This window comes from Mesoterricola silvestris (genome assembly GCF_030295405.1).
GTDB lineage: Bacteria > Acidobacteriota > Holophagae > Holophagales > Holophagaceae > Mesoterricola > Mesoterricola silvestris.
On record NZ_AP027080.1, the window covers coordinates 2,228,886 to 2,254,793 of the forward strand.

Genomic DNA, 25,908 nt, shown 5'->3' on the forward strand with positions numbered 1-25,908 from the left:
ATAGGTTGTTCTCGGTGATCGGGCTCCAGCTTTGACCTGACGTTCTTTATCCTGCTCTTTCCCCTGGATCCTGTTTATCCCCGTTTGAAGTTTCGCTGGGAGTTGTCGCCACCTTTGGGTCATGGACGTCGAGTAACGTGCGCTCCGACCCAACTCTGCGCCAGCCCTGCGAAAACAGGGATGAACGCCGATGGATGGGATGAACCGGGATCTGTTCAACCTGGAACCGCCCCTTCATCGCGATTCTAGGCCATCCTGAACTTCCTCAAGGACTGCTTCAGGTCGTCCAGCCGGAAGGGCTTGGCCAGCATGGCCACCGAGGGGTAGGCGTCCAGGAGCTCCAGGGCGGCGGTGTCGCTGCGGCCGGTGGTGAGGAGCACGGGCAGCTGGGGACGCAGTTCGCGCAGGCGGGGCAGGGTGCCGGCGCCGCCCAGGCCGGGCATGTTCATGTCCAGGATCACCAGGTCGGCGTGCAGGCCCCGGCCGAGGTCCGCCAGCGCATCCTCCCCGCAGGCGAAGGCCGTGGACCGGTGGCCCAGCACCTCCAGCACCTCTCCGATGGAGGCCCGGATCATATCGTCGTCGTCCACCACCAGGATATCCAGCGGTCCGGCCTCGTCCGGGGGCAGGGGGCCGGCCGCGGCGGGTTCGGGGAGGGCGTCGTCCGCGGCCGGGAAGCGCAGCGTCACCCGGGTCCCCGCGCCCGGACGGCTCTGGATCTCCATCTCCCCCTGGTGGGCCTTGACGGTGCCGTAGACCATGGAGAGGCCCAGGCCGGTGCCCTGGCCCTGGGGCTTGGTGGTGAAGAAGGGCTCCTGGGCCCGGGCGAGGATCTCCGGCGTCATGCCGGCGCCGTCGTCCTCCACCTGGATCTCCACCCAGCGCGCATCGACGTTCCGGGTGCGCAGGGTCAGGGTGCCGGCTTCGGCCATGGCGTCCCGGGCGTTGACGCAGAGGTTGAGGAAGGCGTTGGAGATGGCCCCCGCGTCGCCGCGCACGGGCCGGAGGCCCGGGGTGAGATCGATCTCCAGGCGCACCTTGGCCAGGAGGGTGTTCTCCAGCAGCTCGACCTCCTCGAGCAGGATGGCGTTCAGGTCCAGGCTGGCCACGTCCTCGGGGATGACCCGGGCGAAGGTGAGGAGCCTGCGCACCATCTTCCCGCCCCGGAGGGCGGCCTTGGCGATGGTTTCGAAGGTGGGGTAGCCGGGGGTGTCCGGGGGCAGGGCGGCCAACTTGGCCGTGGCCAGGCCCAGGATAGCCCCGAGCACGTTGTTCATGTCGTGGGCGATGCCCCCCGTGAGGTTGCCCAGGCTTTCCATTTTCTGGGCCTGCACCAGCTGGGCCTCCAGGGATCTGCGGATCTCCTTGGCGCGCTTGTGCTCGGTGATGTCCTCGTTGAAGGTGATGTAGTGGGTCACGGCGCCGGAGCCGTCCCGCACCGGCGCGATGGTGGCCCGCTCATGGAAGATCCCGCCGTCCTTGCGCAGGCTCGAGAACTCGCCCTCCCACACCCCGCCCTGGGTCAGGGCCACCCGGATCTGCAGGAAGTCCTTCAGGGGCGTGGAAGGCGCCTTCATGAAGATCGGATTCCGGCCGACGATCTCCGGGCGGGAATAGCCGGTCATCTCCGTGAACCGCGGGTTCACGTACTCCACCTTCCATTCGCGGTCCAGGATCACGATGCCCAGGGGGCTCTGTTCCACCGCGGCGGAGATCCTGCGCAGGGATTCCTCCGCCTCCTTCCGCTTCAGGTCCAGTTCCAGGTGCTCCAGGGCGAAGGAGGCATCGCTGGCGGCCTCCTCCAGGAGGGCGGTCTCGTTGGTCCCGAAAAAGCCCTTCTGTTTCGCGTAGACCATGAGCACCGCGCGCACGGCCCCCGCCTTCCGGATGGGGAACGCGGCGGCGGAGGCGAACCCGGACCTCCGGGCGGCGCCCTGCCAGGGGGCGCCTTCGCTGGAAGCCAGGAAATCGTTCTCGATGACGGGGCGGCCCTCCCGCAGGGCGGAGGCCGCCGGGCCATGGCGCTCCGGCGGGGCGTCGGTGGGAATGCGCAAGCGGTCGAGGTACGCGTACGGGTCCCCGCACCGGCTGGCGATCTCGATGCCGGCGTCGGCGGGGTCGTGCCAGCCGATCCAGGCCAGGGCGAAGCGCCCCTCCTTGACCAGGGCTTCGCAGATCATGTCCATGAGGGCCTGGGGGGTGCGGGCCCAGACGATGGCCTGGTTCACCTGGCTCAGGGCGGCGTAGAGCTGGGTCATGCGCTCCAGCCGCCGGGCCTGGTCCTTCCATTCCGTGATATCCCGCGTCATGGTGAGGATGCAGGGTTCGCCGTCCAGGTCGATGCGGCTCGCGGAAATGAGCCCGGTGAGCACGCCGCCGTCCCTGCGCCGGAACTGGGCCTCGAACCCCAGCACCTTGCCGTCCTGCTGCAGGAGCTCCCGGAAGCGCTCCCGGTCCCGGGGGTCCACCCAGATGTCCAGGTCCTCGGGCCGGGAGGAGCGGCCCAGGACCTCGTGCTCCCGGAATCCCGTGGTGTGGAGGAAGGCCTGGTTCACCGTCAGGTAGACGCCGTCCGAAAGCCTGGAAATGGCCACGCTGTCGGGGTTGGCATGGAAGCTCCGGGAGAATTTCTCCTCCGAGGACCGCAGGGTCTCGGCGGCGCGCATGCGCCGGGTGATGTCGCTGAAGTTCACCAGCACGCCGCCCCCGGCCAGGGGCTCCGCGGAAACGTGGAGCCATTGCCGGCGGCCGTCCCTGCCCGTCCACACCAGTTCACGGTCCCGCACGGGCTGGCCGGTGCGGAGCACCACCCGCCCGGGGGCCTCCTGCACCGGCAGGACCGAACCGTCCCCCAGGAAGAGACCGGTCTGGCTCCCCTCCAGGCCGCCTTCCAGGAGGGCCTCCCGGTCCAGCCCCAGGATCCGGCTGGCGGCGCGGTTCGCCTCCACGTACCTCCCGTCCGGGTCCAGGAGCAGCACGCCCTGGTCCAGGGCGTCCATGAGGGGCGACCACCCCGACGGGGCGGTACGCCCCTGGCCTCCCGGGGGATCGGAAAAGCGTGGAGTGAGCACTTCACGTTCCTTGGAAAAAACAAATTATTGAAAAGCCATGGAACGCCCGGCGGAATTGAAAAAGGGCTGGGTGGCCCCAGGCTGCTGCTAAGAATGTCTCATCTCTATCACCGGGTTTCCAGAGCTTCCTTGTCGGAATTCCGGTCGGAAGTCGGTAAACGGAGAGATGTCGGCAGTTCGATCACGAAGGTGGTGCCCGCGCCGGGTTCGGATTCCACCCGGATCCCGCCCCCGTGGTCGGCCACGATGCTGGCGACCATGGCCAGGCCGAGGCCCGTGCCCTTTCCGGATTCCTTGGTGGAATAGAAGGGTTCGAAGATCCGCCGCTTCACCTCCCCGTCCATGCCGCACCCGGTGTCCCGCACCTCCAGGCAGGCCTTGCCCCCGGCGCGGAAGGTCCGGAAGGTGAGCAGGCCTCCCTCCGGCATGGCATCCCGGGCATTGAGCCCCAGGTTGACGATGATCTGCTGCAGCTTCACGGACTCCCCGAAGAGCATGGGCACATCCGGCCCCAGGTCCTCCTCCACCCGGATCCGCCTGCCCAGCACGCCCCGCAGGAGGGAGACGCTGGCCGCCACCGTGGCGTTCAGGGACAGGAGCTCCCGCTTGCCGGGGTCCTGCCGGCTGAAATCCAGGAGGCCGCCCAGCACTTCGGCGCATTTGATCGCCGCGCCCTCCGCCGCCTTGAGCCGGGGCTGGAGGCCGGGGTGGTCCTTGGCCTGGCTCTGGCAGAGGTCGAGCTGGCCCAGCACCACACCCAGCTGGTTGTTCACGTCGTGCACGATGCCGGGGGCCATCATCCCCACCGAAGCCACCCGCTGGCTGTGCTCCACCTGGCGGGTCAGGGCCCGCATGGGGCGCACGACCCGCCGGTGCAGGTCCAGGATGCTCCAGGTCACGCCCAGGGCGGCGCCCAGGGCCAGGAGGAAGGACGCGGCCCTCCGGTACCCCAGGCCCGGGAAGAGATCCTCCTCCGGGATGGCCACCTGGAGCCGCATTTCCGGCGTCCCCGGGGTGGCATGGGTCCGGACCGCACCGATGACGGCCCTGCCGAAGGGCAGGAGGGGCTCCGGGGGGACCCGGGCCGCCAGGGGCTTCAGCTGGCAATCGAACCGGGCTTCCCGGTCGAGCATCTCCGGGGTCCGGGGCGGGACCAGCAGCAGGCCCCTCGGGTCCGTGACGACCATGCGGGTCCCCGGGGTGGGTTGCTGGTCCCAGATCACATGGGTCAGTTCCTCCAGGGAGACGTCCACGCCGATGACGCCTTCCAGGAGGCCCCGGCGGTTGCGCACGGGGACCGTGTACGTGAATCCCCCCACCTTGGAGGTGTAGAACCGGTAGGCCTCCGGGGTCCAGGCCGGCCGGTCCTGGGCGGCCCCGAAGCGGTACCAGAACCGGGTGCGGGCGTCGTAGACCTCGTGGGGATCCGTGGGGCCGGGCACCCACCTGCCGTGGTCCATGCGGTACCGCCTGGGGTTCCGGCCCCCCGGGAAGAGCACCAGGTTCCATTCCCCGTCCTTGCGCACCACGCACGCGGAATCCCCGTCCTGGCGGCTCAGGATGAGGTTCGAGACGATGGCCCCCTGCTCCAGGAAGGAAATGACGTTCTGCAGCTTCTCGGGATCATCCAGGCGGCCCTCCTCCCGGGACCACCAGGCGCCGAAGGCCAGGGCGGTGGTTTCCGCCCGGCTCATTTCCCGGGACACGGCCCGGTCCATCTGGGTGAGGGCATCCGCGGCCCGAACCCGGGCCTGGGCCCGGGGGGCCTGCACGAGCCCCCACCACCAGAGCCCCAGGATCCCGGCGCAGCAAACGGAGGCGAGCAGGATCACCTTCCACAAAACCCTGCTGTTGTTACGGGACATCCGCAGCCACTCCGTTCAAATTTCCGTCGGTGCGTCAAGTCTGCCAGGATTACGGCATTCACCAAGGGGCTCCGGAAATTTTCCTCCGGGCCCTACCAGGCGTAGGCCAGGCCCGCCAGAAGGGCATCCGTATCCCGGTGGTTCCGCGTGGCGGTGCGGTTCCACTGCAATCGCGCGCCCCAGTGCCCGCCCAGGGTGCGGCCCACCAGCATGGAGATGCGGCCGCTGGTGCGGATGTTCACGGTGTCCGCGGCGGGTCCCTCCTCCCGGGGAGGGAAGGTGCGGCAGGCGTAGGGGCCCGCCCCGAAACCCAGCATCCAGGCCCGATCCGGCGTGCGGGTGGAAAGCCACACCTGGGCGGCCACCCCGTCCCGCCGGGCCGCGTCGATGCCCCCCTCGTCGCAGTAGGTGAAGGAGAGATCCACGTGCCGGGACAGCCGGCGGCGGTACTCCACCGCGAAGGACTGGAGGAATTCCGTGGCCTCGCTTTCGAAGCTGTTGAGGATGGTGCGGCCGAAGAGAAAGGAGAGCTCGTTGGCGGGAGCTTCGCGTTCGCGCTTCGGGAGGGCGGGGCCGGCCGGGGCCTGTGTGCCGAACCGCGTGCCCAGTCCCACCAGGGCCGCCTGGGTCTGGCGCTGCTCCGGCCCCAGGGTGCGGTTCACCTGCACGAAGGCGTCCCAGGGGCCGCCCCGGATGGGGTACCGGGCCCGGAGGCTGAGGATGGGCTTGAGGGCGTGGCCGTTGCCGTAGCTGTCGGGTTCCGCGTCCCGGAAGGTGTCGAAGGTGCGATAGACGCCCAGCCCGAGCCCGAGGTTCAGATTGTTGTGCTCCATGCGGTGGAGGCGCCAGACCTGCAGGGCGACCCCATCCTGGTGGTGGCCGGGCAGGTGGCCTTCGTTGATCCAGGTGAGGCTCCAGCCCCAGGGGGCGGCGGCTTTCCGGAGGTACTGCAGCTGCCAGGTGTAGGTGGCGGCCTTTCCGCCAATCCCGTGCAGGCGCCCGGCCCCCGCGGAGATCTCCTGCGCGGCCAAGGCGGCGCCCGAAAGCGCGGCCAGAAGCAGCACGGCGGCACGGCGCATGGATTCTCCGGGGGGGGGATGGGTACGAGCCTTGTTGGTCGATCGATCACATGTTCAATCGTTCGATTAACATCGAGCAACTTCAAGGATAGCTCTGATTTTGTTTGGAAGACGTTCCGATTTTGAATGCACGGGCGGCATTCCGTCATCATGTTTGGTCGATCGACCAGTTTTTCCTGAGCCCCGATCTGGTGGCGGTTGTTGATTTTCGACCTAACCTTGGGATCGGTTTTCCGGAGGTGCCATGTCCACCGTGACGACGCCCCAATTGCACATCTCCTTCGACTTCGCGGAACGGCTCCTGCACCAGCTCCATGCGGCGGCCCAGGAGACGGGCGAGAAATCCTTCCTGGAAGCCGCGGCGGCCCTGCAGGCGGAGGTCGACCGCCAGACCCAAACCGTCCAGCCGGAGCATTGACGGCCCGCGGCGGGCCCGGTGCTCAGGGATTCCGGGATCCGGGGCGGCTCCCCTTGGCCTTGGACGCGAGGTTGAGGGCCACCGCCCGGCGCACCAGGGCCTTGAAGGCCTCCCCGTCCACGGTCTCCCCCTCCCGGATATCGATGGCCCGGCGCGCGTTCCCTTCCAGGCTCGCGTTGAAGAGCCCGTCCGGATCCTCCAGGGAGGCGCCCTTGGCGAAGGTCAGCTTCACGATGTGGCGGTAGGACTCGCCCGTGCAGAGGATGCCGGCATGGGACCACACGGGGGTACCCATCCATTTCCATTCCTCCACCGCCTGGGGGTCCGCTTCCAGGATCAGGGCTCTCATGCGGGCGAGGGTCTCGCCGCGCCAATCCGCCAGTTCGGCGATCCTCGCGGAAATGAGGTCGGGGGCGGATGATGCCGGGTCTGGCTTCCTGGTTTTCATGGTGCCGTCCTGGTCAGGGGTGGGACTGGGAGCAGGGCATGGGGGCGATTCAACGGTGCTTCCCGAAGACCTCCAGATAGTCCCGCACCGCCACCGGGTCCCCCTCCCGCCGGATGGGACCCAGGAAATTCTCGTAGCTGTGTTCCGCGAATTCCCCGCCGTGGGACATGTTGCCCAGGATGTAGGCCATGAACTCCTCCTGGCGGTGCTGGATGTACCGTTTGAAGGGGCGGGTGAGGGTGCCCAGGAGCGCGCTGTCCAGGGTCGTCCAGGTCTGCAGGTGGCTCTGGAAACCCTTGGGGCCCCGCCAGTAGGTGTAGATGACCACCATCTTGGCGCCCACGGCGAAGGGGTTGCCCATGCGCCATTTCTCCACGCGGCCGTCGATGAGGTAGACCCGCTTGCCGGGTTCACGGTACGCCAGGGTCAGGGTGCCCTTGAGGCCCCGGGTGTCATCGACGATGAGGCCTTCGGAGGGCAGGGGAAAGGCGAACAGCCGGGGCACGAACTGGCACTCGCGCCACATGGCCGCCGCCAGTCGCGGGTGGTCGAACAGCTTCTCCATGGTGGCCACCCGCACGTCCACCGGCGGGGTCGTCGTCTGGAAGGAGAATTGGGGTTTGCGGAGGATCTCCTGGGCCAGGATCCGGTTCGGCAGATCCATCCTGTCCAGCGGGACCTGCCCGGCGAGGGCTGCGGTGCATAGGAACAGGGCGAAGGTTCGGCCGACGGTATTCATACCTCTACCCTAGACCCAAGGCACCGCCGGGGCCAAGCCGGAGGTTTTCGCCGGTGGGACGGGAACCTGTTTGCCCGTCTCCAGCACGGCGATCAGACTGCCATCCGGAAGCACGCGCAACTGGGTTATGTCCGAGCCGCTGGCCAGGGGCAACCAGGTTTGCGGCGTCCAGGTTCCGGGATCCCCCTTGGTTTCCTCCAGGCCCCCGGCCAGGGCGGTGATCCGCCCCGAAACCTCCAGGCGGCACACCTGCTGCCCGTAGGCCTGGAGAAGGGAGGCTCCCTTGGATTCCCGGTGCATGCAGTGGACGAAATAGCATCCGCCGTCCGGAGCCCCGGCGAGGCTTCCGGGCGCGTCCAGATCCACCTGGTGGCCCAGGGAAGGGGTTGCGGAGGGGGGCCGGGCGCCGCCCCCCGCGATGCGCACGAGGGGGAGCCAGGCCGGGCCTCCCGGCCCGCCGGCCCGGAGCCTGTGGATGGAGCCCTGGCCCGCCTTGCCCGGGGTGCCGTTCTCCGCGACGAGCAGGTCCCCGGCCGGAGTGAAGGCGAGGCTGTTGACGCGGTTGCGCAGGGGATGGGGAAGGTGGGCGAAGGCGGCCCGGGAGGACGCGGGGCCGACGATCACCTCCACCTGGCCCGCGGGGTTGATCCGCTGCACCAGCCAGGCCCCCTTGGCCGACTGGGAGCTGAACACGACGGTCCCATCCCGGGGGGACACCGCCAGGGCGGTGACGAACCCTTCGGCGGTGGCGGCCGTGGCCACCCGCTGGTCCGGGCCGATGCGGCGCACCCGGTTCCGTTCGGCGAAGAAGAGGGTTTCCCCCGCCTGGACCGCCTGGGAGACCCCCACCAGGCGGGCCTCCAGGGCCGGCACATCCTCCGCGAAGGCCTCCGCATCGTCCGCGGCCGCGGTGGCGCCGGCCACCGGGACGGAGGTGCCGTCCGGCAGGCACCGGACGATCCGGTCGCCGCCGGAGGCGGTGGGGACGACGGTGAGGACGGTTTGCGGGGGGGCGCTCTTTTTCCCGGGCGGAGGATCCATGGCGAGGGCCCGGGCGGGACCCAGCGCCATGGCCAGCGCCAGGGCCCCTTCGGCGGCAAGCCTAGCGGTTCTGCACATACCGATCCACGCTGGCCAGTTTCTTGAAGTAGGGCTTCAGGGAGGTGAGCTGGGTCTGGAAGCCCTTGGCCAGGGTGTCGAAGGCCGCTTCGCCCACCCGCCCGTTGCAGACCTCCAGGGCCTCCAGGAGGTGGTACTCGATCGCATGGAGGATGCGCAGTTCTTCCCTCTGGCTGTTGGCATGGGGGTCAAAGGTCTGGTCACCGGTGTTCTTCATGATGAAGAAGGTCCTGTCGTGGGCCCGCACCCGTTTCATGAGACGCCGCGCCACGCTTCCCACATGGTCCAGGGTTTCCAGGAGCCGCTGGTCGCCGTGGGGGGCCGTGGCGGCGGCCTCCCCTGCCTTGTGCCCGGTCCCCCCGCAGGCCGTGGAGACCTTGCTTTCGTCCCGGTGCCGGAAGCCGCCGATGTGCGGGGCCGTGGCCGGGGAGGCGGGCTCCTCGGGCACGTGCGGGAGGGTCTCCGGGGATCGTTTACTCTCCTCCTTGAACGGTTCTGGGTCCAGGGCCGCGACCCGGACGGCGGGAAGGGGCGATTCGTCCGCCTGGGCGGGGAGGGTGGCGGGCACGGCCTCGGGGCGCGGGGCCACCGGTGTCGCGGGGGCCCCCAGCCGGGGGAGGGCCAGGGGGACCATGGCGCTGCCGAAATAGGACGTCCCGAACGTGCGGGCGCGGATCTCCAGGCGGGTGCTGGTTTCATCTTCGGCCGGACGCTGGATGGCCGTCCCCAGGTAGGTGGGCCAGGTGAGGGACCTCGCTTCCAGGGTGGACCTTCCGTCCGCGCCGGTGGTCACGGTGAGGAGACAGGCCACCTGATTCTCGTCCAGCAGGTAGAATTCCAGCGTCCCCGCGCGGCTCACGTCCAGCGTCGCCTGGCCGCGGGGTTCCAGCGTCTCCGCCGACCAGGCGGGAGCGGCGCCCCGGTCGGTGGCGAGGATGGCGTCCGATTTGAAAAGCTTCCAGGTGCCTTCGGGCCCCCGGTGCTGGAGGGTGACCGTGCCGGCCACCAGGGAGCTGGCGAAGAGGGTCAGGGAGGCGGCGATGCGGGTGAGGGTACCTAGGCGTTGCATGGGAGTCCTTTTGGGGTGAAGGAAGGGCCTGGAGCAGGCCCCGGGCACGGACCCGGCCGGAGGGGCCGGGTATCCGGAGGGAAGGGGCGGGGTCAGCGGGTTCCGGTGATGACGAAGGAGCGGGTCGTGCCGGGGATGGGGCGGATCCGTTCCCCCGGCGCGGTGCGGTCGCCCCCGGCGCCGAAGGTCACGCCATCGGCATCCACGGAGGCCACGGCCACGGTCCTGGAAAGGGCGTCCTGCACGGCGAACCGGCCGGTCTCTCCGCCCAGGGCGAGGATGGTCCGTTCGCCGGGCTGGAGGGGAATGCGCGCGTCCCGCGGGTGGATGAGGAATTCGCCATCCGGTTCGCGGATGCTGATGCCGCCGTCGGCGACCTCCAGGGGATCCAGATGCCAGGTGGATGCGCTCTCATTGAGCAGGATGAGGGCCACCTCGCAGGCCAGTTCGCCTTCCAGGTCCAGGAAGGCCTGGGGATCGGCCTGCGCCCCGGCGGGGGAGGGTTGGCGCACGGGGGAATGCGCGGGCAGGGGGGGGAAGGCCCGGGCCTTGGTGCGGGAGGGGGGAGGGTAGGCCCCCTTCACGATGACGAAGGATTGGCTGTCCTCGGCCCGGATGCGGAAGACGCCCGGCGGCGGGCCCCCCGGGGCCTGCGAGGGCGGCGCCACGAGCCGGAGGCCCTGGGTATCCAGGCACACCAGGGCCTGGGGCGCGGCCCGGCCTGTGTCCATGAGGCCGAAGACCGCGTGGGGCCCTTCCGCCGCGAATACGGACGTCCAGTTGGGCGGGACCCAGTGCCGGGCGCCCGCGGCCATCTCCACGAGGCCGCCGCCCTGCTTCAGCATGAAGCTCCGGCCGTTGGATTCCCAGGGCAGGATGGCCCAGGCGGCTGGGGACGCGTTGATGACGGCCATGCGCGGCATGCCGGTGGTGCATGCCTGCCAGGCCACGGGGATCCCGGCCAGGGGTTCCGGAATCCGGGGTTCTTCCCGGATATCCAGGGGGACCGGGGGGGACTCCTCCTGGGCGCGCCCCGGGGTCGGCAGGGGGGAGGCGAAGGCGGGGCCGGCCTTGCGTACCAGCGTGCCTTCGGGCTTGAGGAGGAAGGTGAACCGGGCCCCGCACGGGGCGTCCCAGTCCAGGGTGCCCAGGGCCAGCGGCAGCGGGGGCTCCACGGAGCCCTCCCGGCTCAGGTGCAGGTCCGGGGCCGTGGCGCCCGCCGGGATCTCGATCCTCACCGTCAGGGCCGAACCCGGGGCGATGGTGCCCGCGGGGCCGGCGTCCCCGGCCTTGGCCGGGGCCCAGGAGCCGCGGAGGCCCTTGGATTCCTGTTCCTGGAGAATCCAGCGGGCGGCCGTCCTGTTTTCGATGGTGAGGTATCCCCCCGCGCCGTGCAGGGCGGACCCTGCGACAAGGCACAGGGCGACGGGGATGCGGGGCAAGCGCATGGCATTCCTTCAAACGTTGGGCGCGCATCGCACAGCCCGGGTCCAAAGCAATGAATGAGTTATGGGGGGCTTTGGTTCCCTTTGGGATGGGGTCAGGCAGGCAGAACCTGATCTCCCCGGCCAGGCTCCTAGGAGGCTGCCGTCTGCTCGGCCACGGCTTCGGCCTGGAGGGCGAGGGTGCGGGCATCGCCGGGGTGGCGCTCCAGGATCTGGCGGTAGATCTGGTGGGCCACTTCGTAATCCCCGCCCAGGCGCTGGACCTTGGCCAGGCCCAGGAGGGTGGCCTTGTCGAAGCCGTGCACGAGGCTGCGTTCGTACATCTCCTGGGCCCGGTCCAGGAGGCCCAGGCGCAGGTAGCAGTCCCCGGCCCGGGTGAGCACCTGCTGGTCGGGATCCCGGCGGAGCAGGTCCTCCCAGAGGGGGAGGGCCTCCTCCCAGCGGCCCAGGCCCCGCAGGCAGTCGGCCATGCCGAAGACGGCGTACCCGTTGCCGGGCTCCAGGTCCAGGGCCGTGCGGTAGCAGGCCTCGGCGCGGTCGAAGGCCTGGGCCTTGCGGTGGATGTTGCCCACCTGGGTCCAGACGTTGACGAGGGTCGGGATCATCGCCAGGAGGGGCTCCCAGCAGGCCAGGGCCTCGGCGGGTTCGTCGGCCTTGTGGTGGAGGTCCCCCAGGCCCATGAGGGCGTAGCGGTTCCGGGGGTCCAGGGCCAGGGAACTCCGGTAGTGCGCCAGCGCGGCGTCCCGGTTGCGGGCCTTCTTGTGGGCATCGGCCAGGCGGCAGTGGGCCTCCGCGTCCACGGGGCTGGTGGCCAGGTAGCGCTCCAGGATCTCGATGACCTTTCCCGTTTCGCCCAGGCCCCGGTAGGCGTCCGCCAGGGACAGGTGGGCCCGGCGGTTGCCCGGGGCGATGTCCAGGGCCCGCGCGTAGTAGGGCACCGCGGCCTGGTAATCCCGGGCCTTCCGGTGTTCGTCACCGCACTGGAGCAGCTCTTTGGGGTTCATGGCGCACCGCGGGGCGATGGAATCTTGCCTCCATCCAGAAATAACACGCATGCCGGGGAATTGCCACGGTCCCCGGCGGACCCGCTATCCTGGCCCTTTGCGGGAGCGGCGATGGGTCCCCGGGAATGGGTCGAGAAGCATGTCATGGGGGACGGCGATCTGCTCTGCTACGGGAACCTCTTCGACGAACTGGAGGAGGCCGGGGCCGGCGTCTTCTGGGAGGAGCTCAAGCGCGCGGCCGCGCCGTACGTGGCCGGGGGCCGGGATCGCGCCCGGGCCGCCCAGGCGCGGGTGGACGACCTCATCCGGACCCTGCTCGCCCGGGATGCCCGGTTCGGCTACGCCCCCCCCTTCTGCCACAAGGGCTGCGCCAACTGCTGCCACCAACTGGTGTACTGCACCCTCGAAGAGGCCCGCGCGATCCACGCCCACTGCCTGGAACGGGCCATCGCCATCGACTACGGAAAGCTCCAGCGCCAACTGCGCCACGTGGACGTGGACGCCGCCGGCGACCACACGGGAACCACCACCTGGGATGACCAGCCGGACGCGGACCGGCGCTGTGCCTTCCTGGGCCCGGACCGGGCCTGCGCGATCTGGCCCGTGCGCCCCCTGGTGTGCCGCGCCCAGCTGGCCGAGGGCACGGACGCCCACTGCACCCCCCACAACGGCGAGCCGGACCCGGAAGCCGCCGGGATCACGTACGTGGAAGTGAACTACCTGATCAGCGCCGTCTTCACGATCCACCGGGACTCCGTCAAGAAGACCATGGGCCGGCTGCTCCTGGACCTGCGCTAGCCCAGGTTCCCGATCCTCCCCAGCAATCACTCCCGAAGCCAGCCGATAGTCACTCCGTGAAACCCGCGGTCTGGCCCCTCAGCCGGGAACGGCCTGAGTTCGAATGCTGATCCCCTTCATCCTGTTCATCCGACCCATCCCAGCCTTGGCCCTGCGGGAACAGGGATGAATCGGATGAAAAGGATAAAGGGGATGAACAGGCCTCCCAGGTAGGCGGCAAGTGGTTAGGAACAAGACAGCATTGGCGCGAGCCGACATGCTCAAAGAACCACGCGAAGCGAGCCCTCACGGTGGGGCGGGGCCAATGGGTGACAACACAGCCCCATGGCCGAGCTGAGTGCTTTCCGTTGCTGCGGGCCCCGCCCGCAGCAACGATCCGGGGCGAACGTCTGGGACCCGTACGACTACTAGCGCTTCCGGTCCTCCTCCAGCAGCGCGAAGAGTTTGTCGGTCTTCGTGCGGGGGAGGCGGAGGTTCTGGATGGCGTTGGTGACGCCCACCCCGGCCCGGGCGGCGCCTTCGCGGAGGACCTGGAGGCAGTAGGCGTTGAGGAGCTCCCGGTGGCGCGCCACGGCGTCCCGGGTGAGCAGGCGCAGCGAGGGCATCCGGCCGGGTTCGCCGGGCTCCAGGGGCAGTTCCGGCAGGGCCTGGGTGAGGGCGTCGGTGATGACCGGGAGCCAGGCGCGCAGGTCCGGCACCACGGGCTTGCCCAGCACCAGCAGGGTGTCCAGGGTGTCGAAGAAGCCCAGCACCTCCTGCATGGCCGTGTCCAGGAGGCCGTCGCCCTGCTTCTGGAGGATGTTCCAGGCGATGGGGACGTTGCGGAAGAGCGTGTCGCCCACGTGCAGATGGATGGACATGGCCAGGTGGAGCAGGTACAGGATGCGGAAGTTCTTCACCTCCTCGATGGGGGCCCGCAGGGCCGCGGCGCCGCGCTGGGGGCTGTTGAACAGGAGCCCCGGGTTGATGCCCAGGACCTCCAGGAAGAAGTGGCGGTTGGCCAGGAGGTGCAGCTGGGCCTCGTTGCCCGCGGTGCTGGGGTGGGTGGCGGCGATGAAGGCCAGCAGATCGTCGAAGTACGCGTTGTCCCGGAAGGTGGCGTGGGCGAGGAGGAACAGGATGTTGCGGATCTTGAGATCCAGGTCGCCGAAGACCACCGCGCGCTTGTTCTCGGAGTACTGCGACTTCCAGGAAAGGAAGATATCGGCCTTGAGCATCTCCAGGAACCGGAGCACCTCGCGCTCCTGGAGAAGGTTGACCGCGTTGCCCACCTCCACGGCGCTGTAGGTCCTGGGCATGACGCTGACGGCGTCGTCCTTGCGCAGGTAGGCCAGGGCCTCGGGGTTGGAGATGCGGCGGGGGAAAACCGGTTCGATCTTGCCCAGGCCGAAGGGGTAGTTCTGGACGCCCTCCAGGGCGTAGGCCCCGTAGATGCTGGAACCGGCGGTGAGGTCCTGGGCGAAGGCGGCCTGCAGGCGCCCCCGGGATTCGGGCGTGTCCTCGATGGCGAAGAGGTCCAGGTAGTTGGATGCGAAGCCCAGGCCGAAGGAGGCCACCGTGTCCAGGAGGTCCAGGCGGGTGGCCTGGGGAATGTCCCGGAACGGTGGGGCCAGTTCCGGATCCCGCATGCATTCCAGGGTGCCGTAGGGATCGGTGCGCAGCAGGGAAAGGAGCACCTGGTGGTAGGCCCCCGGATCCTGCCGCACGGCTTCCGGGACGAGCTTCAGGAGGTGGTGGCGCACGTGGGCCTGGGACCGGGACCGGGCCTGTTCGAAGCGGCGCTGGAGGTCCTGGGCGCCCTCGTCGCCGCCGGAATGGTAGAGGATCTCGATCTTCTTCTGTTCCTCGAAATCCAGCGCGGGGTGTTTGGCCAGGGCCACCAGGACCACCGCCAGCTTGGCGTCCAGGGAGCCCAGGGCCGCCTGGTCCAGGCGTTCCAGGGTCTTGGCCGGTTCCACGCCGGCGCAGGCCAGGGCCGCCAGGAAGCGCCGCTCCGGATCCAGGCCGAACTGGGGCAGGAACTCCGTGATCACCTTGGCGAGGCCCTCCTCGGGCCCCAGCAGGGCCAGGAACCACCGGCCCTCGTCCCCCGCGGCGGCGATGATCCGGCCCGCGGCCTTGGGGTTGTGGTTGCTGCCCGGCATGCCGGCGAGGCGCAGCTTGGGGACCTGCTCACCGAAGGCCGCGGACCGGGCGGGATCGGCCTCCAGGTCCAGGCGCGCCTGGCGCCGGGCCCCTTCCAGGCGCAGGAGCGCTTCCTCTCGGGTCCCAGGCCCATTGAGCTCGTTCGGAGTGTTCATCCAAGGCGCCTTCCTGCAAGGGTACGAGTGATGCGGAATCCCAGGGTAGCAGTGCGGAGGGCTGCGGTCGCCTTTCTCCCAGCGGCGCATTGATGAGCCGATCCGTATCATTTGCCCCTGCGACCCCGGCGGGGGGTGTTAGCCTGGGGCCCCATGGCCACTCCGCTCCCCTTCGACAGAATCCCGCCGGGCGACGACCTGGGCCTCGGCCTGCGGTCCGCCGCCACCCGCTGGGTGAACAAGGACGGCACCTTCAATGTGCGGCGGGTGGGGCTGCCCTGGTTCCGCCCCTACGAGATGTATCACCGGCTCATCACCATGGGGGGGGCGCCCTTCCTGGGGCTCCTGTTCCTGGGGTACCTGCTGGCCAATCTGCTGTTCGCCGGCATCTACCTGGGGGTGGGCATGGAGCACTTCGCCCGGCCCGGGGGGAGCGGCCTCCTGGAGAAGTTTCTGGACGCCTTCTTCTTCAGCGCCCAGACCCTCACCACCGTGGGCTACGGCCATATCAGCCCCCTGAGCCACCTGGCCAGCGCCGTGGCGGCCCTGGAGTCCCTGCTGGGCCTCCTGACCTTCGCCCTGGCCACGGGCCTGCTCTACGGCCGCTTTTCCCGCCCCCACGCCCAGATCCGCTTCAGCCGCCACGCCGTGGTGGCGCCCTACCGGGCCGGCACCGGGTTCATGTTCCGCTTCGTGAACCGCCGCAGCAACCAGCTCATCGAAGTGGAGGCCAACGTCGTGCTTTCGCGCCTGGATCCGGAAACCGGCGCCCGGACCTTCCGGGCCCTGGCCCTGGAGCGGAGCCGGATCAATCTGTTCCCCGCCAACTGGACCGTGGTGCATCCCATCGATGACGCCAGCCCTCTCGCTGGATTGGACGCCGAGGCCCTGCGGGCCAGCCATGCGGAATTCATTGTTTTGGTGAAGGCCTTCGATGACACCTTCTCCCAGACCCTCTTCCAGCGCACCTCGTTCACGGCGGAGGAAGTGGTGTGGGGCCAGCGTTTCGCACCCATGACCCGCTTCGCGGCCGACGGCGCGATGGAGGTGGACATCAACCTGCTGGACGAAGTGACGGGCTGATCCTGCCGGGTTGACACCGCATTCCAGGGGCCGATACTACCCGTGCTCCACCCCTGGCGGGCACCAGCCCGCCCACGAAGCCCCCGTCCAGGGGGCTTCCTTTTTCGCATGGAACTGCCATGAACGAAAAACGTGTTTCACCCCGGACCGTGCGCTGCAACTGGTGCTTCCTCATCAACCCCGGCCGCGGCTGGATCGCCGAACGGAGGCGGCGCGCCACCAGCCCCTACGAGAACGTGATCTGCCGGAGGTGCGTCAACTTCTTCTTCGGCGGCGTGGTCCCCGCCACGGACATGCGGGGGGTGCGGATCCGCTCCATCGGGTAGCGCTCAGGCCCGGGGCACCGCGCGCCGGTCGTTGCCGGGGTGGTAGGCGTCCAGGTGGGGGCGTTCCTGGCGGCTCCATTCGGGCATCTGGCCCGCGGGCATGGGGCGGGCCAGGAAATAGCCCTGGCCGCAATTGCAGCCCAGGGTCTTGAGGACGTTCCAGCCCTCCTGGGTCTCGATGCCCTCGGCCACGGTGTGCAGGCGAAGGTCCCGGGCCAGGCGCAGGAGGCTCTTGGCCAGGATGGCGTGCTTCTTGGATTTCCCCAGCTCGCGGGTCACGGACATGTCGATCTTGAGCTCGGTGAAGGGGATGCGCTCCAGCTGCTCGTAGGTGGCGTAGCCGGTGCCGAAATCGTCGATGCTCAGGCGGAAGCCCCGCATGCGCAGGCGGGCCAGGTTCGAGAGGGAATGGCCCAGGTTGGCCGTGCTGGCGGATTCCGTCACTTCGAGGACCATCTTTTCCGGTTCGAGGGAATGGGCCGAGACGGCCTCGAAGATGCGGTCCGCGAACCCCTCGGTGCTCAGGGAGGAGGCGGACAGGTTCACGGAGACGTCCGGATCCAGACCCTCCTTCTGCCACTGGGCCCGCTTGTCGGCGATGTTCTGGAGGATCTGGAGGGTGAGCTCGCTCATGGTGTCCGGCGACTCCTCCAGCTGGGGCAGGAAGCGCCCGGGGCGCAGCAGGCCCAGTTCGGGATGCTGCCAGCGCACCAGGGCCTCCACGCCCTTGAGGCGGTTGTCCTGCATGGACACCTGGGGCTGGAAGTAGCAATCGAATTCCTGGTTGCGCATCCCGGCGCGGATGTCCTGGAGGGGCAGGGCCTCATGGCCGCCGGGTCGGGGACCGGTGGCGGCGAGCCCTTCGGAGAATTCCTGGGACGTGAGGAGGGTCACCAGTTCGGGCAGGGTGGTGGGCTTGGGGAGGATGCCCACGCAGGGGAACCCGTAGCTCAGGGCCATGTGCCGCACGGTTTCGATAATGCCGCTCTCCAGGCCGCTTGTGATCACCAGCTGGGGGGTGAGGCCCAGGCCGGCGATCCGGCCGATGAGGGCGACGCCGTCCATGCGGGGCATCTGGAGATCGCAGAGGACGAGGTGGATTTCAGGCTCCTCCGCCAGGATGCTCAGGGCCTCGATGCCGTCCGCCGCCTCGGTCACCTGGGCCGGGCCCAGCTTGCTCACCAGGGCCGTGAGCTGCAGCCGGGCCATGCGGCTGTCGTCGATGATGAGGACCTTCCGGCCACGAACGCACGGACAGTGCAGTTCGGCGCCAAGGCTTGGATAACCCTCAGGTAGCGTCATGTTCGAGATCCATTTTGGTGAGCGAGGGCCACCGGTTCGTCATCGGACAAAACGTCGGGCCCTGCACCCAGCATAGCGACGGTTTGTGCGGCTGTCAGGATTGGAATTACAAGATATTTACCACCGGAAAGATCATGGAAGGCAAAAACCGCCTCACATATCCCTGGCCGGGCCCACGGGCCACCCGTTAATCTATTTACTATTAGTCATCATCGGGAGCTTCCATGAGTCGTCGCCAAAGGCATACCCCCCGCATTGGCGGTAACGCCCCGGAACGGCGGAAGGCCCTGTTCGACCGCCGCCGGCGGGGTCCCGTGTTCCGGTTCGTCTACGGGGTCACCCTCCTGCCCCTGGGGCACCTCCTGCACACGCTCACGGGAGGGCGGATTCCCGTGCGGGCCGGCGACAACTGACGCTTGCCCCGGAGCCTCCCCCTGGCCTACCGTGGGGGGCAGGACGGTGCATGCGATTCCTCCCAGCCCTTTTCGAGAACAACCGTGCGTGGGCCCGCCGGCAGGTGGCGCGGGACCCGGACTTCTTTTCCCGCCTCTGTGCCCTCCACGCGCCGGAGCACCTGTGGATCGGATGCGCGGACAGCCGGGTGCCGGCCAACGAGATCGTCGGGTTGGCGCCGGGGGAGCTGTTCGTGCACCGCAACATCGCCAACCTGGTCCTGCCGGAGGATCCGAACTGCCAGGCGGTGATCCAGTACGCCGTGGAGGAGCTGGGCGTTTCCCACGTCATCGTGACCGGGCACTACGGGTGCGGCGGCGTGCAGGCCGCCTTCGGCCCCCCCGCCCGGGAGCCCCTGGAGGGCTGGATCGGCCACCTGCGCCGCCTGAAGGGGCATCACGCCGCCGAACTGGCCGCGCTGCCCGATGGGGCCGCGCGCCAGCGGCGCCTGTGCGAACTCAATGTCATCGCCCAGGTGGCGACCCTGCGCCGCCTGCCCGTGCTGCTCGGCGCCTGGGAGCGGGGCCACCAGGTGACCCTCCACGGCTGGATCTACGATCTGGAGGACGGGCTGATCCGGGACCTGCGGGTGAGCTGCGACGGTCCCGCCGCCTGAAATTAATTCTCCGGCCCCCCGGCTCCGATAAAGGGGTCAGCGAAAGCAGAACCACCTGGAGCCGACCTTGCCGCTGGCCCGAAGGACCCGTTCCCTGCGCACCTACCTCCTGTGGGGCCTGGGTTCCCTGGGATTGGCTTTCATCCTGGTTTCCTTGGAGTTGCGGAATTTCGTCCACCCCCAGCTCCTGGAGGAGGTGAACGCCCAGGGGCGGTCGCTGGTGCGGTACCGGGCCCAGCAGGAACTCCTGGTGGTGCTCCTGGAACAGGAGGCCGATCTGCGCAGTTTCCTCATGACCGGGGACAAGGCCCACCTGGAGGCCTTCGCCCGGGAGCGGGGGCAGGTGACCGAACCCCTGCGCGCCCTGCGGGAGAACCTGCCCGAGGGCGCCGGTGGGGCCGACCATGCCCAGATGGAGCGCCTGACCTACCTGGTGTCCCACTGGCAGGACGAGGAGGCCGTGCACCTGATCCGCCTGCGCCTGCAAGGGCCCCTGGCGGACCTGAAGGGCGCCCTCTCCCAGGAGACCCGGGCCTTCGGCGAGGTCAAGGCGGCCAGCGCGGGGCTCACCCGGCTCCTGGACGCCCGGGACGACGAGCGCCTCCAGAGCATCGAGGGCACGCTGGCCTATGCCCGGTGGCTGGGCTATTCCGCGGAAGCGGCGCTCTTCATCACGGCCCTGTTGTATTCACGCTGGCTGCTGATGCGGGTGTCGGTCCCCCTGGCCGACCTGGCGGAACAGGCGAAGACCGGCGACGGCTACGGGGAGCCCACCGGGAACCAGCCGGTGAAGGAGGTGGAAATCCTGGGCCGGGCCCTGTACGAACTGGATGTGCGCAACCGGGAGCGGGAGGCCCTGCTGCGCCGGGAGCACGACGCGGCCCTGGCGACCCGGGCCTTCGAGGAACTCACCCAGCACCTGGACCGGGAGGAGGACCTGCTGGCCGCCCTGGACCAGGCCCTGGCGCGGCAGGTGCAGGCCAGCGCTCAGCGGATCCTCCTCCACCCGGCGGCGGGGGGCGGGCTCCGTTCCGCGCTTCCTCCCATGGCGGCGGGGGAGGCCGCCCCGTACCCGATGCTGGAGGACCCCGACCGGTGCCGGGCCATCCACCTGGGGGCGCGGGTGTGCCTGGAAAGCGGGGCCCCCACCGCCTGCATCTGCCCCCTGGGTGTGCCCGAGGCGGGGGCCTACCTCTGCCTGCCCATGGTGGCCTCGGGCCGGCTCCTGGGCCTGGTGAACCTCCAGTCCCGGAACCCCGGGCACTGGACGCCGGAGCGGCGGCACATCGCCGCGGCGCTGGTGGCCGCGGCCACCGCCGCCCTCCAAGGCATCCACGCCCTGGACCTGGCGAAGGAGCGGGCCCTGCGGGACGGTCTGACCGGGGTGTTCAACCGGCGGTTCCTGGACGAGGTCCTGCCCAAGACCCTCGACCAGTGCCAGCGGAACGACCTGCCCTTCTCGTTGCTGATGATGGACATCGACCACTTCAAGGCCTTCAACGACGAATTCGGGCACGAGGGCGGGGACCAGGTGCTGCGCCTTTTCGCCCAGTGCCTCCAGGCCAAGGTCCGGGGCGGCGACGTGGTGGCCCGGTACGGGGGCGAGGAATTCGCCGTCCTCCTGCCCCACGCCGGGGAGGCCTTCGCCCTGACCCTGGCCGAACGCCTGCGCCGGGCCGTCCAGGAACTCCCCCTTCCGGAGGAGGTGTTCCCCCCGGGCCGGCACATCACCATGAGCATCGGCCTGGCCTCCTTCCCGGAACACACCCGCAGCCAGGAGGTTCTCGTCTCCCTGGCGGACCAGGCCCTTTACCAGGCCAAGGGGCAGGGCCGGAACCGCACCGTGAGCGCCGGCGCCCTGGGGGCCTTGGAGCACGCCTGAGGGGCGGACATTCCGGGGGGCGCGGGTATAGTTGTATCCATGAAAATGCTGATCTTTCTCCTCTTCTTGGCCTGCCTGGGCCTTTCCGCGGGCGGTCCCGTGCTGGTCATGAGCTTCGACGGGCTGGGGTCCACCCAGTTCACCGCCGAAACCATGCCGAGGTTCTGGGCCCTGAGCCAGAAGGGCCAGCGGGGCGAGGGCTGCCCCCCCTTCCCGGCGACCACCTTCAACGGCCATGCCACCCTGGCCACGGGCTGCTGGCCGGAGCACCACGGCATCGTGGCCAACGGCTTCATCGACCCGGTCCTGGGTCCCGTGGGCCATTCCGCCCGGGCCGAATACCTGCAGCGGGAGCCCCTGTGGGTGGCCGCCACCCGCAGCGGCGTGCGCACCGCGGTCTTCGGATGGCCCTGCGGCACCGGGCCCTGGGAGGGGGTGGCGCCCTGGCGCCTCCAGGTCTTCAAGGAGGGGGTGCCCGACGCCGCCGCCCTGGCCTTCAGCGCCCAGGCCCTCCAGGACGGGGCCCGGCTGGTCATGACCTACCTGTCCGGCACCGACGCCGAAGGCCACTACCATGGGCCCGCGAGCCCCGAGGTGCGGCAGAAGCTCAAGCGCATCGACGATGAGATCGCGCCCTGGGTGGAGCGCATGCTGGCGGCCCACCCGGGCCTGCGGGTCCTCCTCCTGGCCGACCACGGCATGGGGGCCATGGGCCGGCGGGTGGACATCCGGCCCCTGCTGGGCCAGCCCGCCACGGTGATCGCCCATGGGGGCAGCGCCTACGCCTACCTGAAGGCCCCCGTGTCCGGGGAGGCCATGCGGGCCCTGGCCGCCGCGGGCCTGAAGGCCTGGCGGCCCGGGGAGCTGCCCGCGGACTTCCACCTGGCCTCCAACCCGCGCATCGGGGATCTCATCGTGGAGGCCCCCGCGGGCACCTGGATCCCCTCCGCCACCTCGGTCCTGGCCGGGGAAAAGGAAAAGATCGGACGTGCGGGCGCCCATGGCTTCGACGCCGGGACGCCCCTCATGCACACCTGGCTGGTGGCCCTGGGTACCGGCAAGACGACCGCTCTACCGGCGATCCCCCTGTGGGACATCGCCCCCACCGTGGCTTCCTGGCTGGATATCCGCTGGGAAAAACAGCCGGACGGCAAGGTCGTGGAAGGCCTGCGCTAGATCCCACCCAGGTACGTTCGCACGGCCTCGTCCGTGCGGGCCACGCGCATGCCGGCCTGGCGGCAGGTTTCCAGGGCCGCGGGCAGGGCCATGCCCCGGTCCAGCACCAGCCAGGGGCAGATGGCTGCGGCCGCCCGGTTGCCCGTGGCGCAGTGCACGAGGACCCGGGAGCCGGCGGGCAGGCCTTGCAGGAGGGCGCGGATGGAGACGAAATCCGGGGCGGGGGGCGCCTCCGCCAGGGCATAGCGCATGTACACGGACCCCAGCTCCTGGATGCGCTCGTTCTCCAGGACCCCCTCGGGGCCCAGCTCGGCGTCGGTGCGGAAATCGATGACGTGGGTGATGTGGCGCTGCTTCACCAGCCGGTAGATCTCGGCGGTGGGCGCGCCGTTGAGGACGTAGAGGCCGGGGCGGGGTTCCACCAGGACGGGGCGGGGGGCCTCGGGCGCCACCAGGGCCGGGGGAAGGAGGAGGGCGAGGGGGAGCATGGGTTCCTTCGGGAAGCCTGCGGGGGCTTGGTTTCTCAATCCATGTCGGTCCCGGACGCTGACCTCGGATTGGCTGCAGGGACGGAGCGGGCTGGAGGCCCGTTCCTGGTTTCCTTATCGGTCATTCAAGCCGGGGGTTGACGATAAATTCACCATAAACAAGGGGATTCCGGTCCCAAATTGAAGTCGCGGAGCGCCGGTGCCGAATCCAAGGGTGGCGCATGCGCATGCGGAGGGACGTTCGGCGATGGGGGGCCAGGGGGAAGCCAGGGCGGGGTGGCATCGAAGGTTCGCGAGCCTCCTGGCGGGGCTGGTGTGCGCTTGGGCGTTCGCTTCAGCGCCTCCTCCCCAGGATGTCCTGATCCTCTACTCCTTCAACCAGAACCTCCCGGCCCAGGGGCGGATCAGCGCGGGCCTGGGGAGGGCCATGGCGGCCCGGGGGCTGGCCTTCGGCACCTTCCACCCGGAGTACCTGGACATCAATCCGCCCCGCACCCCCGGCCAGCGCGGGCACCTGCGGGCGCTCCTGCTGGACAAGTACGCGGGGATGAGATTCGGCCTGATCATCACGGTCTTCGACCCGGCCCGGGACTTCCTCGAGCACGAGGCCCGGGACCTCTCGCCCGGGACGCCGGTGGTGGCGCTCTTCGGCAAGGATGGCGCACAGGTGGAGGGCCGGACGACATTCCCGCTTCCCCTGCGCTTCGAGGTGAGGGGGACCTTCGAGCGGGCCCTGGCCCTGTTCCCCCGCACCCGCCGCGTGCTCTTCGTGTCGGGGAACGCGGAGACGAACCTGCGGGTGGAGGACCAGGCCCGCCGGGAGCTGGCACCCTGGGCGGACCGCATCGCCTTCGAGTTCACCAGTGGCCGGAGCGTCCCCTCGGTGCTGGAGGAGGCCCGGCATCTGGCCCCGGATACCCTCATCCTCTTTTCCATCGTCACCTCGGATATCACCGGCCAGCGGTTCGTGCCCACGGATGTGGTGCGGGCCCTGGCGAAGGAGGCCAACGCCCCGGTGTTCAGCATCCTTTCCAGCTTCCTGGGCGAGGGGGTGGTGGGCGGCGAGATGGCGGATCCCGAGACCGCCGGAGCCCTCCTGGGCCAGGGGGTGGTGGAGGTCCAGCAGGGGCGGGCCTTTCCCCGGACGCTTCCCGGCGCCTACGTGCGGCCCATGTACGACTGGAACCAGCTGCAGCGCTGGCATTGCGACGTTTCCCTCCTGCCGGAGGATGCCATCTTCATCAATCGGCCTCCGAGCCTGTGGGGGTTGTTCCGGCGCTACGTCATCGCCGCGGGGGCCGTCTTCGCCGCCCTGTGCGGCCTGATCCTGGCCCTGCTCCGGGTCAACCGGCGCCGGGCCCGCGCGGAGCTGGCCCTGGGCAAGAGTGAACGGCTCATGCGAGAGGCCCAGGAGGCGGCCCAGGTCGGCACCTACGACTACGATCCCGCCACGGGCGAGGTGCGCACCAGTTCCACCTTCGCGCGCATCCTGGGCCTGGAGGAGGAGGGAGGGGCCGGCTTCGAGACCTGGGTGGAGCGGGTGGTGCCCAGCCACCGGGACGAAGTGGGGGCGGGCCTCCGGAACACCCTCGCCACCTGCGAACCCTTCGATCGGGAGTTTCCCATCCAGCGGCCGGACGGGGAACTCCGGTGGCTGCACTGCAGGGCCCGGGCCGAAGGGGGACCTGGCCGGCGCGCCACCCGCCTGCTGGGCACCCTCCTGGACATCACGGAGCACCGCCAGATGCAGGAGGAACTGGAGCACACCCAGCGCCTGGAGAGTCTGGGGAGCCTGGCCAGCGGCGTCGCCCACGACATGAACAATGTCCTGGCCTCCATCCAGGCGGTGGCCCAGACCCTCCTGTTCGTCCACGGCAAGGATGCCGCCCTGGCCGGGCCGCTGGGCACCATTGACCGCGCCAGCGACCGGGGCCGGGGCCTGGTGCAGGCCCTCACCAATTTCTCGCGCAAAGGGCTCCGGGAGGCCCGGGTCCTGGACCTGAACGAACTGGTGGGGGAGCAGACGGTGATGCTCCGGCGGACGCTCTTCCAGAAGGTGCAGGTGCTGGAGGACCTGGACCCCGCGCTCCCGCCGGTGAAGGGCGAATCCTCCACCCTGGGGAGCGCGATCCTGAACCTGTGCGTGAACGCCTGCGACGCCATGCCCGGGGGGGGGACCCTCACCCTGGTCACCCGGCGCGCGCCCGACGGGGGCGCCCAGCTGGAGGTGGTGGATTCGGGCCAGGGCATGCCGCCCGACGTGGTGCGCCGGGCAATGGAGCCCTTCTTCACCACCAAGCCCTTCGGGAAGGGGACGGGGCTGGGCCTTGCCATGGTCTTCAACACCGTGAAGGCCCACGGGGGAACCGTACAGATCAGCAGCCGTGTGGGCGCGGGCACCACCATCCTCATCCACCTACCCGCCGCCCCGGGGGAGGCCTCCGGGGCCGAGCCCGAGGCCGAGGTCGCCTGCAGGCCCCTGCGGATCCTCCTGGTGGACGACGATCCGCTCATCCGGGATTCCGTCCCCGGGATGCTCACCCAGCTGGGCCACACCGTGGAGGTCTCCGGCGGCGGCGCCCAGGCCCTGGTGCGCTTCGCCGGGGGCCTGGAGGTGGACCTGGTCCTGCTGGACCTCAACATGCCCGTCATGGGAGGCGCCGAGACCCTGGCCAACATCCGCGCCCTGCGCCCCACCCTCCCCGCGATCCTCGCCACCGGCTTCCTGGACGAGGCCACCGCCGCCGCCCTGGCCGGCCTGGAGCGCGTCTCGGTCCTCCCCAAGCCCTACACCATGTCCCAGTTCCAGGCCCTGGCCCGGGACCTCTGACGTCGCCCGGGTCCCAACCTTGCGCCAGGGATTCGCTGACGCAGGCAAGCTGCGTCAGCGCACGGCTCAGGGCACGGGGTTGGGGCGCAGTGTTGCCACGCTCCGGCTTCGATGGGCGTTGCACCCATCTGGGAAAGGGCAGGCTCTCCTGTGGGACCTATGCCCCAACGACGCGCTTCAAGTGTCCCGGAGTGGCGATTCGTTCGCGCCGACGCTGGTCACCTCAAGCGATCCCCGCAAGGACCCGGCACGGGTTCGTGCCGATTCCATGAGATTCCAAGCCCCGCACACCGATCAACGTCGGCGCCGACCCACCCCCATTCCGCAACACTCGAAGCGCGTCGCCGGAAAATAGGCCCATCCGGGCAGCCCCGTCCCCCAACCTTGCGCCATGCCC

At 69.7% G+C, this 25,908-nt stretch carries 21 protein-coding genes; 9 read left to right on the forward strand and 12 right to left on the reverse strand.

The features are described 5' to 3' along the window. Nucleotides 1-245: 245 nt before the first annotated feature. From R2J76_RS09615 to R2J76_RS09625, 3 genes are all read right to left on the reverse strand, one after another. On the reverse strand, nt 246-3,071 hold the full coding sequence (locus R2J76_RS09615; protein ID WP_316415629.1) for a PAS domain S-box protein: 2,826 nt from the start codon (nt 3,069-3,071) through the stop codon (nt 246-248). 107 nt (nt 3,072-3,178) lie between these two features. Then, nucleotides 3,179-4,903, reverse strand: coding sequence for a sensor histidine kinase (locus R2J76_RS09620; RefSeq protein ID WP_316415630.1), 1,725 nt, complete (start codon nt 4,901-4,903; stop codon nt 3,179-3,181). 125 nt (nt 4,904-5,028) lie between these two features. Beyond that, nucleotides 5,029-6,015, reverse strand: a complete 987-nt coding sequence (locus R2J76_RS09625) for a hypothetical protein (protein WP_316415631.1) — start codon at nt 6,013-6,015, stop codon at nt 5,029-5,031. A gap of 244 nt (nt 6,016-6,259) precedes the next feature. Between R2J76_RS09625 and R2J76_RS09630 the strand changes: the two genes are divergently transcribed. Further along, on the forward strand, nt 6,260-6,433 hold the full coding sequence (locus R2J76_RS09630; RefSeq protein ID WP_316415632.1) for a hypothetical protein: 174 nt from the start codon (nt 6,260-6,262) through the stop codon (nt 6,431-6,433). Between the two features lie 22 nt (nt 6,434-6,455). Here R2J76_RS09630 and R2J76_RS09635 read toward each other — a convergent pair whose 3' ends face one another. From R2J76_RS09635 to R2J76_RS09660, 6 genes are all read right to left on the reverse strand, one after another. Continuing rightward, the gene (locus tag R2J76_RS09635; RefSeq protein WP_316415633.1) at nt 6,456-6,881 is read right to left on the reverse strand and encodes a DUF1801 domain-containing protein; all 426 of its coding nucleotides are present in this window, start codon (nt 6,879-6,881) and stop codon (nt 6,456-6,458) included. A 49-nt stretch (nt 6,882-6,930) separates the two neighbouring features. Next, on the reverse strand, nt 6,931-7,545 hold the full coding sequence (locus R2J76_RS09640) for a hypothetical protein (protein ID WP_316415634.1): 615 nt from the start codon (nt 7,543-7,545) through the stop codon (nt 6,931-6,933). A gap of 84 nt (nt 7,546-7,629) precedes the next feature. Next, nucleotides 7,630-8,739 (reverse strand): hypothetical protein, encoded by a 1,110-nt coding sequence (locus R2J76_RS09645; RefSeq protein ID WP_316415635.1) that lies wholly within the window; start codon nt 8,737-8,739, stop codon nt 7,630-7,632. Beyond that, complete coding sequence (locus tag R2J76_RS09650) at nt 8,723-9,808, reverse strand: hypothetical protein (protein ID WP_316415636.1); 1,086 nt, start codon at nt 9,806-9,808, stop codon at nt 8,723-8,725. Before R2J76_RS09650 ends, R2J76_RS09645 begins: the two co-directional genes overlap by 17 nt. 92 nt (nt 9,809-9,900) lie before the next feature. Then, nucleotides 9,901-11,256, reverse strand: coding sequence for a hypothetical protein (locus R2J76_RS09655; protein ID WP_316415637.1), 1,356 nt, complete (start codon nt 11,254-11,256; stop codon nt 9,901-9,903). 128 nt (nt 11,257-11,384) lie between these two features. Beyond that, nucleotides 11,385-12,257: a tetratricopeptide repeat protein gene (locus R2J76_RS09660; RefSeq protein ID WP_316415638.1), complete on the reverse strand. Its 873-nt coding sequence runs from the start codon at nt 12,255-12,257 to the stop codon at nt 11,385-11,387. Between the two features lie 111 nt (nt 12,258-12,368). Between R2J76_RS09660 and R2J76_RS09665 the strand changes: the two genes are divergently transcribed. Further along, complete coding sequence (locus R2J76_RS09665) at nt 12,369-13,055, forward strand: YkgJ family cysteine cluster protein (protein ID WP_316415639.1); 687 nt, start codon at nt 12,369-12,371, stop codon at nt 13,053-13,055. 407 nt (nt 13,056-13,462) lie between these two features. On the opposite strand, the gene R2J76_RS09670 is transcribed toward R2J76_RS09665, so the two are convergent. Beyond that, nucleotides 13,463-15,355 (reverse strand): hypothetical protein, encoded by a 1,893-nt coding sequence (locus tag R2J76_RS09670; protein ID WP_316415640.1) that lies wholly within the window; start codon nt 15,353-15,355, stop codon nt 13,463-13,465. Nucleotides 15,356-15,508: 153 nt separating this feature from the next. Here R2J76_RS09670 and R2J76_RS09675 point away from each other — a divergent pair, with 153 nt between their 5' ends. Together R2J76_RS09675 and R2J76_RS09680 are read left to right on the forward strand one after the other, a co-directional pair. Beyond that, nucleotides 15,509-16,438 (forward strand): ion channel, encoded by a 930-nt coding sequence (locus tag R2J76_RS09675; RefSeq protein ID WP_316415641.1) that lies wholly within the window; start codon nt 15,509-15,511, stop codon nt 16,436-16,438. 119 nt (nt 16,439-16,557) lie between these two features. Next, nucleotides 16,558-16,764 (forward strand): hypothetical protein, encoded by a 207-nt coding sequence (locus R2J76_RS09680; protein WP_316415642.1) that lies wholly within the window; start codon nt 16,558-16,560, stop codon nt 16,762-16,764. Nucleotides 16,765-16,767: 3 nt separating this feature from the next. Here R2J76_RS09680 and R2J76_RS09685 read toward each other — a convergent pair whose 3' ends face one another. Further along, nucleotides 16,768-18,066: an EAL domain-containing response regulator gene (locus R2J76_RS09685; RefSeq protein ID WP_316415643.1), complete on the reverse strand. Its 1,299-nt coding sequence runs from the start codon at nt 18,064-18,066 to the stop codon at nt 16,768-16,770. A gap of 224 nt (nt 18,067-18,290) precedes the next feature. Between R2J76_RS09685 and R2J76_RS09690 the strand changes: the two genes are divergently transcribed. The 4 genes from R2J76_RS09690 to R2J76_RS09705 all read left to right on the forward strand — a co-directional run bounded on the left by R2J76_RS09690 (nt 18,291) and on the right by R2J76_RS09705 (nt 22,193). After that, nucleotides 18,291-18,479, forward strand: coding sequence for a hypothetical protein (locus tag R2J76_RS09690; RefSeq protein ID WP_316415644.1), 189 nt, complete (start codon nt 18,291-18,293; stop codon nt 18,477-18,479). Between the two features lie 50 nt (nt 18,480-18,529). Continuing rightward, nucleotides 18,530-19,135: a carbonic anhydrase gene (locus R2J76_RS09695; protein ID WP_316415645.1), complete on the forward strand. Its 606-nt coding sequence runs from the start codon at nt 18,530-18,532 to the stop codon at nt 19,133-19,135. A 67-nt stretch (nt 19,136-19,202) separates the two neighbouring features. Then, nucleotides 19,203-21,017: a diguanylate cyclase gene (locus tag R2J76_RS09700; protein ID WP_316415646.1), complete on the forward strand. Its 1,815-nt coding sequence runs from the start codon at nt 19,203-19,205 to the stop codon at nt 21,015-21,017. Between the two features lie 45 nt (nt 21,018-21,062). Beyond that, nucleotides 21,063-22,193: an alkaline phosphatase family protein gene (locus tag R2J76_RS09705; RefSeq protein ID WP_316415647.1), complete on the forward strand. Its 1,131-nt coding sequence runs from the start codon at nt 21,063-21,065 to the stop codon at nt 22,191-22,193. Here R2J76_RS09705 and R2J76_RS09710 read toward each other — a convergent pair. Continuing rightward, a complete protein-coding gene (locus R2J76_RS09710) occupies nt 22,190-22,681 on the reverse strand; it encodes a protein-tyrosine phosphatase family protein (RefSeq protein WP_316415648.1) in 492 nt (163 codons plus the stop codon). The genes R2J76_RS09705 and R2J76_RS09710 overlap by 4 nt on opposite strands. 313 nt (nt 22,682-22,994) lie before the next feature. Here R2J76_RS09710 and R2J76_RS09715 point away from each other — a divergent pair, with 313 nt between their 5' ends. After that, nucleotides 22,995-25,511 (forward strand): ATP-binding protein, encoded by a 2,517-nt coding sequence (locus R2J76_RS09715; RefSeq protein ID WP_316415649.1) that lies wholly within the window; start codon nt 22,995-22,997, stop codon nt 25,509-25,511. The last annotated feature ends 397 nt before the right edge of the window (nt 25,512-25,908 follow it).

Coding starts and splice junctions, on each gene's coding strand:
- R2J76_RS09670 (WP_316415640.1), bottom strand. CDS start 15,355: ATGAACACTCCGAACGAGCTCAATGGGCCTGGGACCCGAGAGGAAGCG.
- R2J76_RS09625 (WP_316415631.1), bottom strand. CDS start 6,015: ATGCGCCGTGCCGCCGTGCTGCTTCTGGCCGCGCTTTCGGGCGCCGCC.
- R2J76_RS09635 (WP_316415633.1), bottom strand. CDS start 6,881: ATGAAAACCAGGAAGCCAGACCCGGCATCATCCGCCCCCGACCTCATT.
- R2J76_RS09675 (WP_316415641.1), top strand. CDS start 15,509: ATGGCCACTCCGCTCCCCTTCGACAGAATCCCGCCGGGCGACGACCTG.
- R2J76_RS09630 (WP_316415632.1), top strand. CDS start 6,260: ATGTCCACCGTGACGACGCCCCAATTGCACATCTCCTTCGACTTCGCG.
- R2J76_RS09695 (WP_316415645.1), top strand. CDS start 18,530: ATGCGATTCCTCCCAGCCCTTTTCGAGAACAACCGTGCGTGGGCCCGC.
- R2J76_RS09640 (WP_316415634.1), bottom strand. CDS start 7,545: ATGGATCTGCCGAACCGGATCCTGGCCCAGGAGATCCTCCGCAAACCC.
- R2J76_RS09665 (WP_316415639.1), top strand. CDS start 12,369: ATGGGTCCCCGGGAATGGGTCGAGAAGCATGTCATGGGGGACGGCGAT.
- R2J76_RS09645 (WP_316415635.1), bottom strand. CDS start 8,739: ATGTGCAGAACCGCTAGGCTTGCCGCCGAAGGGGCCCTGGCGCTGGCC.
- R2J76_RS09655 (WP_316415637.1), bottom strand. CDS start 11,256: ATGCGCTTGCCCCGCATCCCCGTCGCCCTGTGCCTTGTCGCAGGGTCC.
- R2J76_RS09705 (WP_316415647.1), top strand. CDS start 21,063: ATGCTGATCTTTCTCCTCTTCTTGGCCTGCCTGGGCCTTTCCGCGGGC.
- R2J76_RS09680 (WP_316415642.1), top strand. CDS start 16,558: ATGAACGAAAAACGTGTTTCACCCCGGACCGTGCGCTGCAACTGGTGC.
- R2J76_RS09690 (WP_316415644.1), top strand. CDS start 18,291: ATGAGTCGTCGCCAAAGGCATACCCCCCGCATTGGCGGTAACGCCCCG.
- R2J76_RS09710 (WP_316415648.1), bottom strand. CDS start 22,681: ATGCTCCCCCTCGCCCTCCTCCTTCCCCCGGCCCTGGTGGCGCCCGAG.
- R2J76_RS09685 (WP_316415643.1), bottom strand. CDS start 18,066: ATGACGCTACCTGAGGGTTATCCAAGCCTTGGCGCCGAACTGCACTGT.
- R2J76_RS09650 (WP_316415636.1), bottom strand. CDS start 9,808: ATGCAACGCCTAGGTACCCTCACCCGCATCGCCGCCTCCCTGACCCTC.
- R2J76_RS09660 (WP_316415638.1), bottom strand. CDS start 12,257: ATGAACCCCAAAGAGCTGCTCCAGTGCGGTGACGAACACCGGAAGGCC.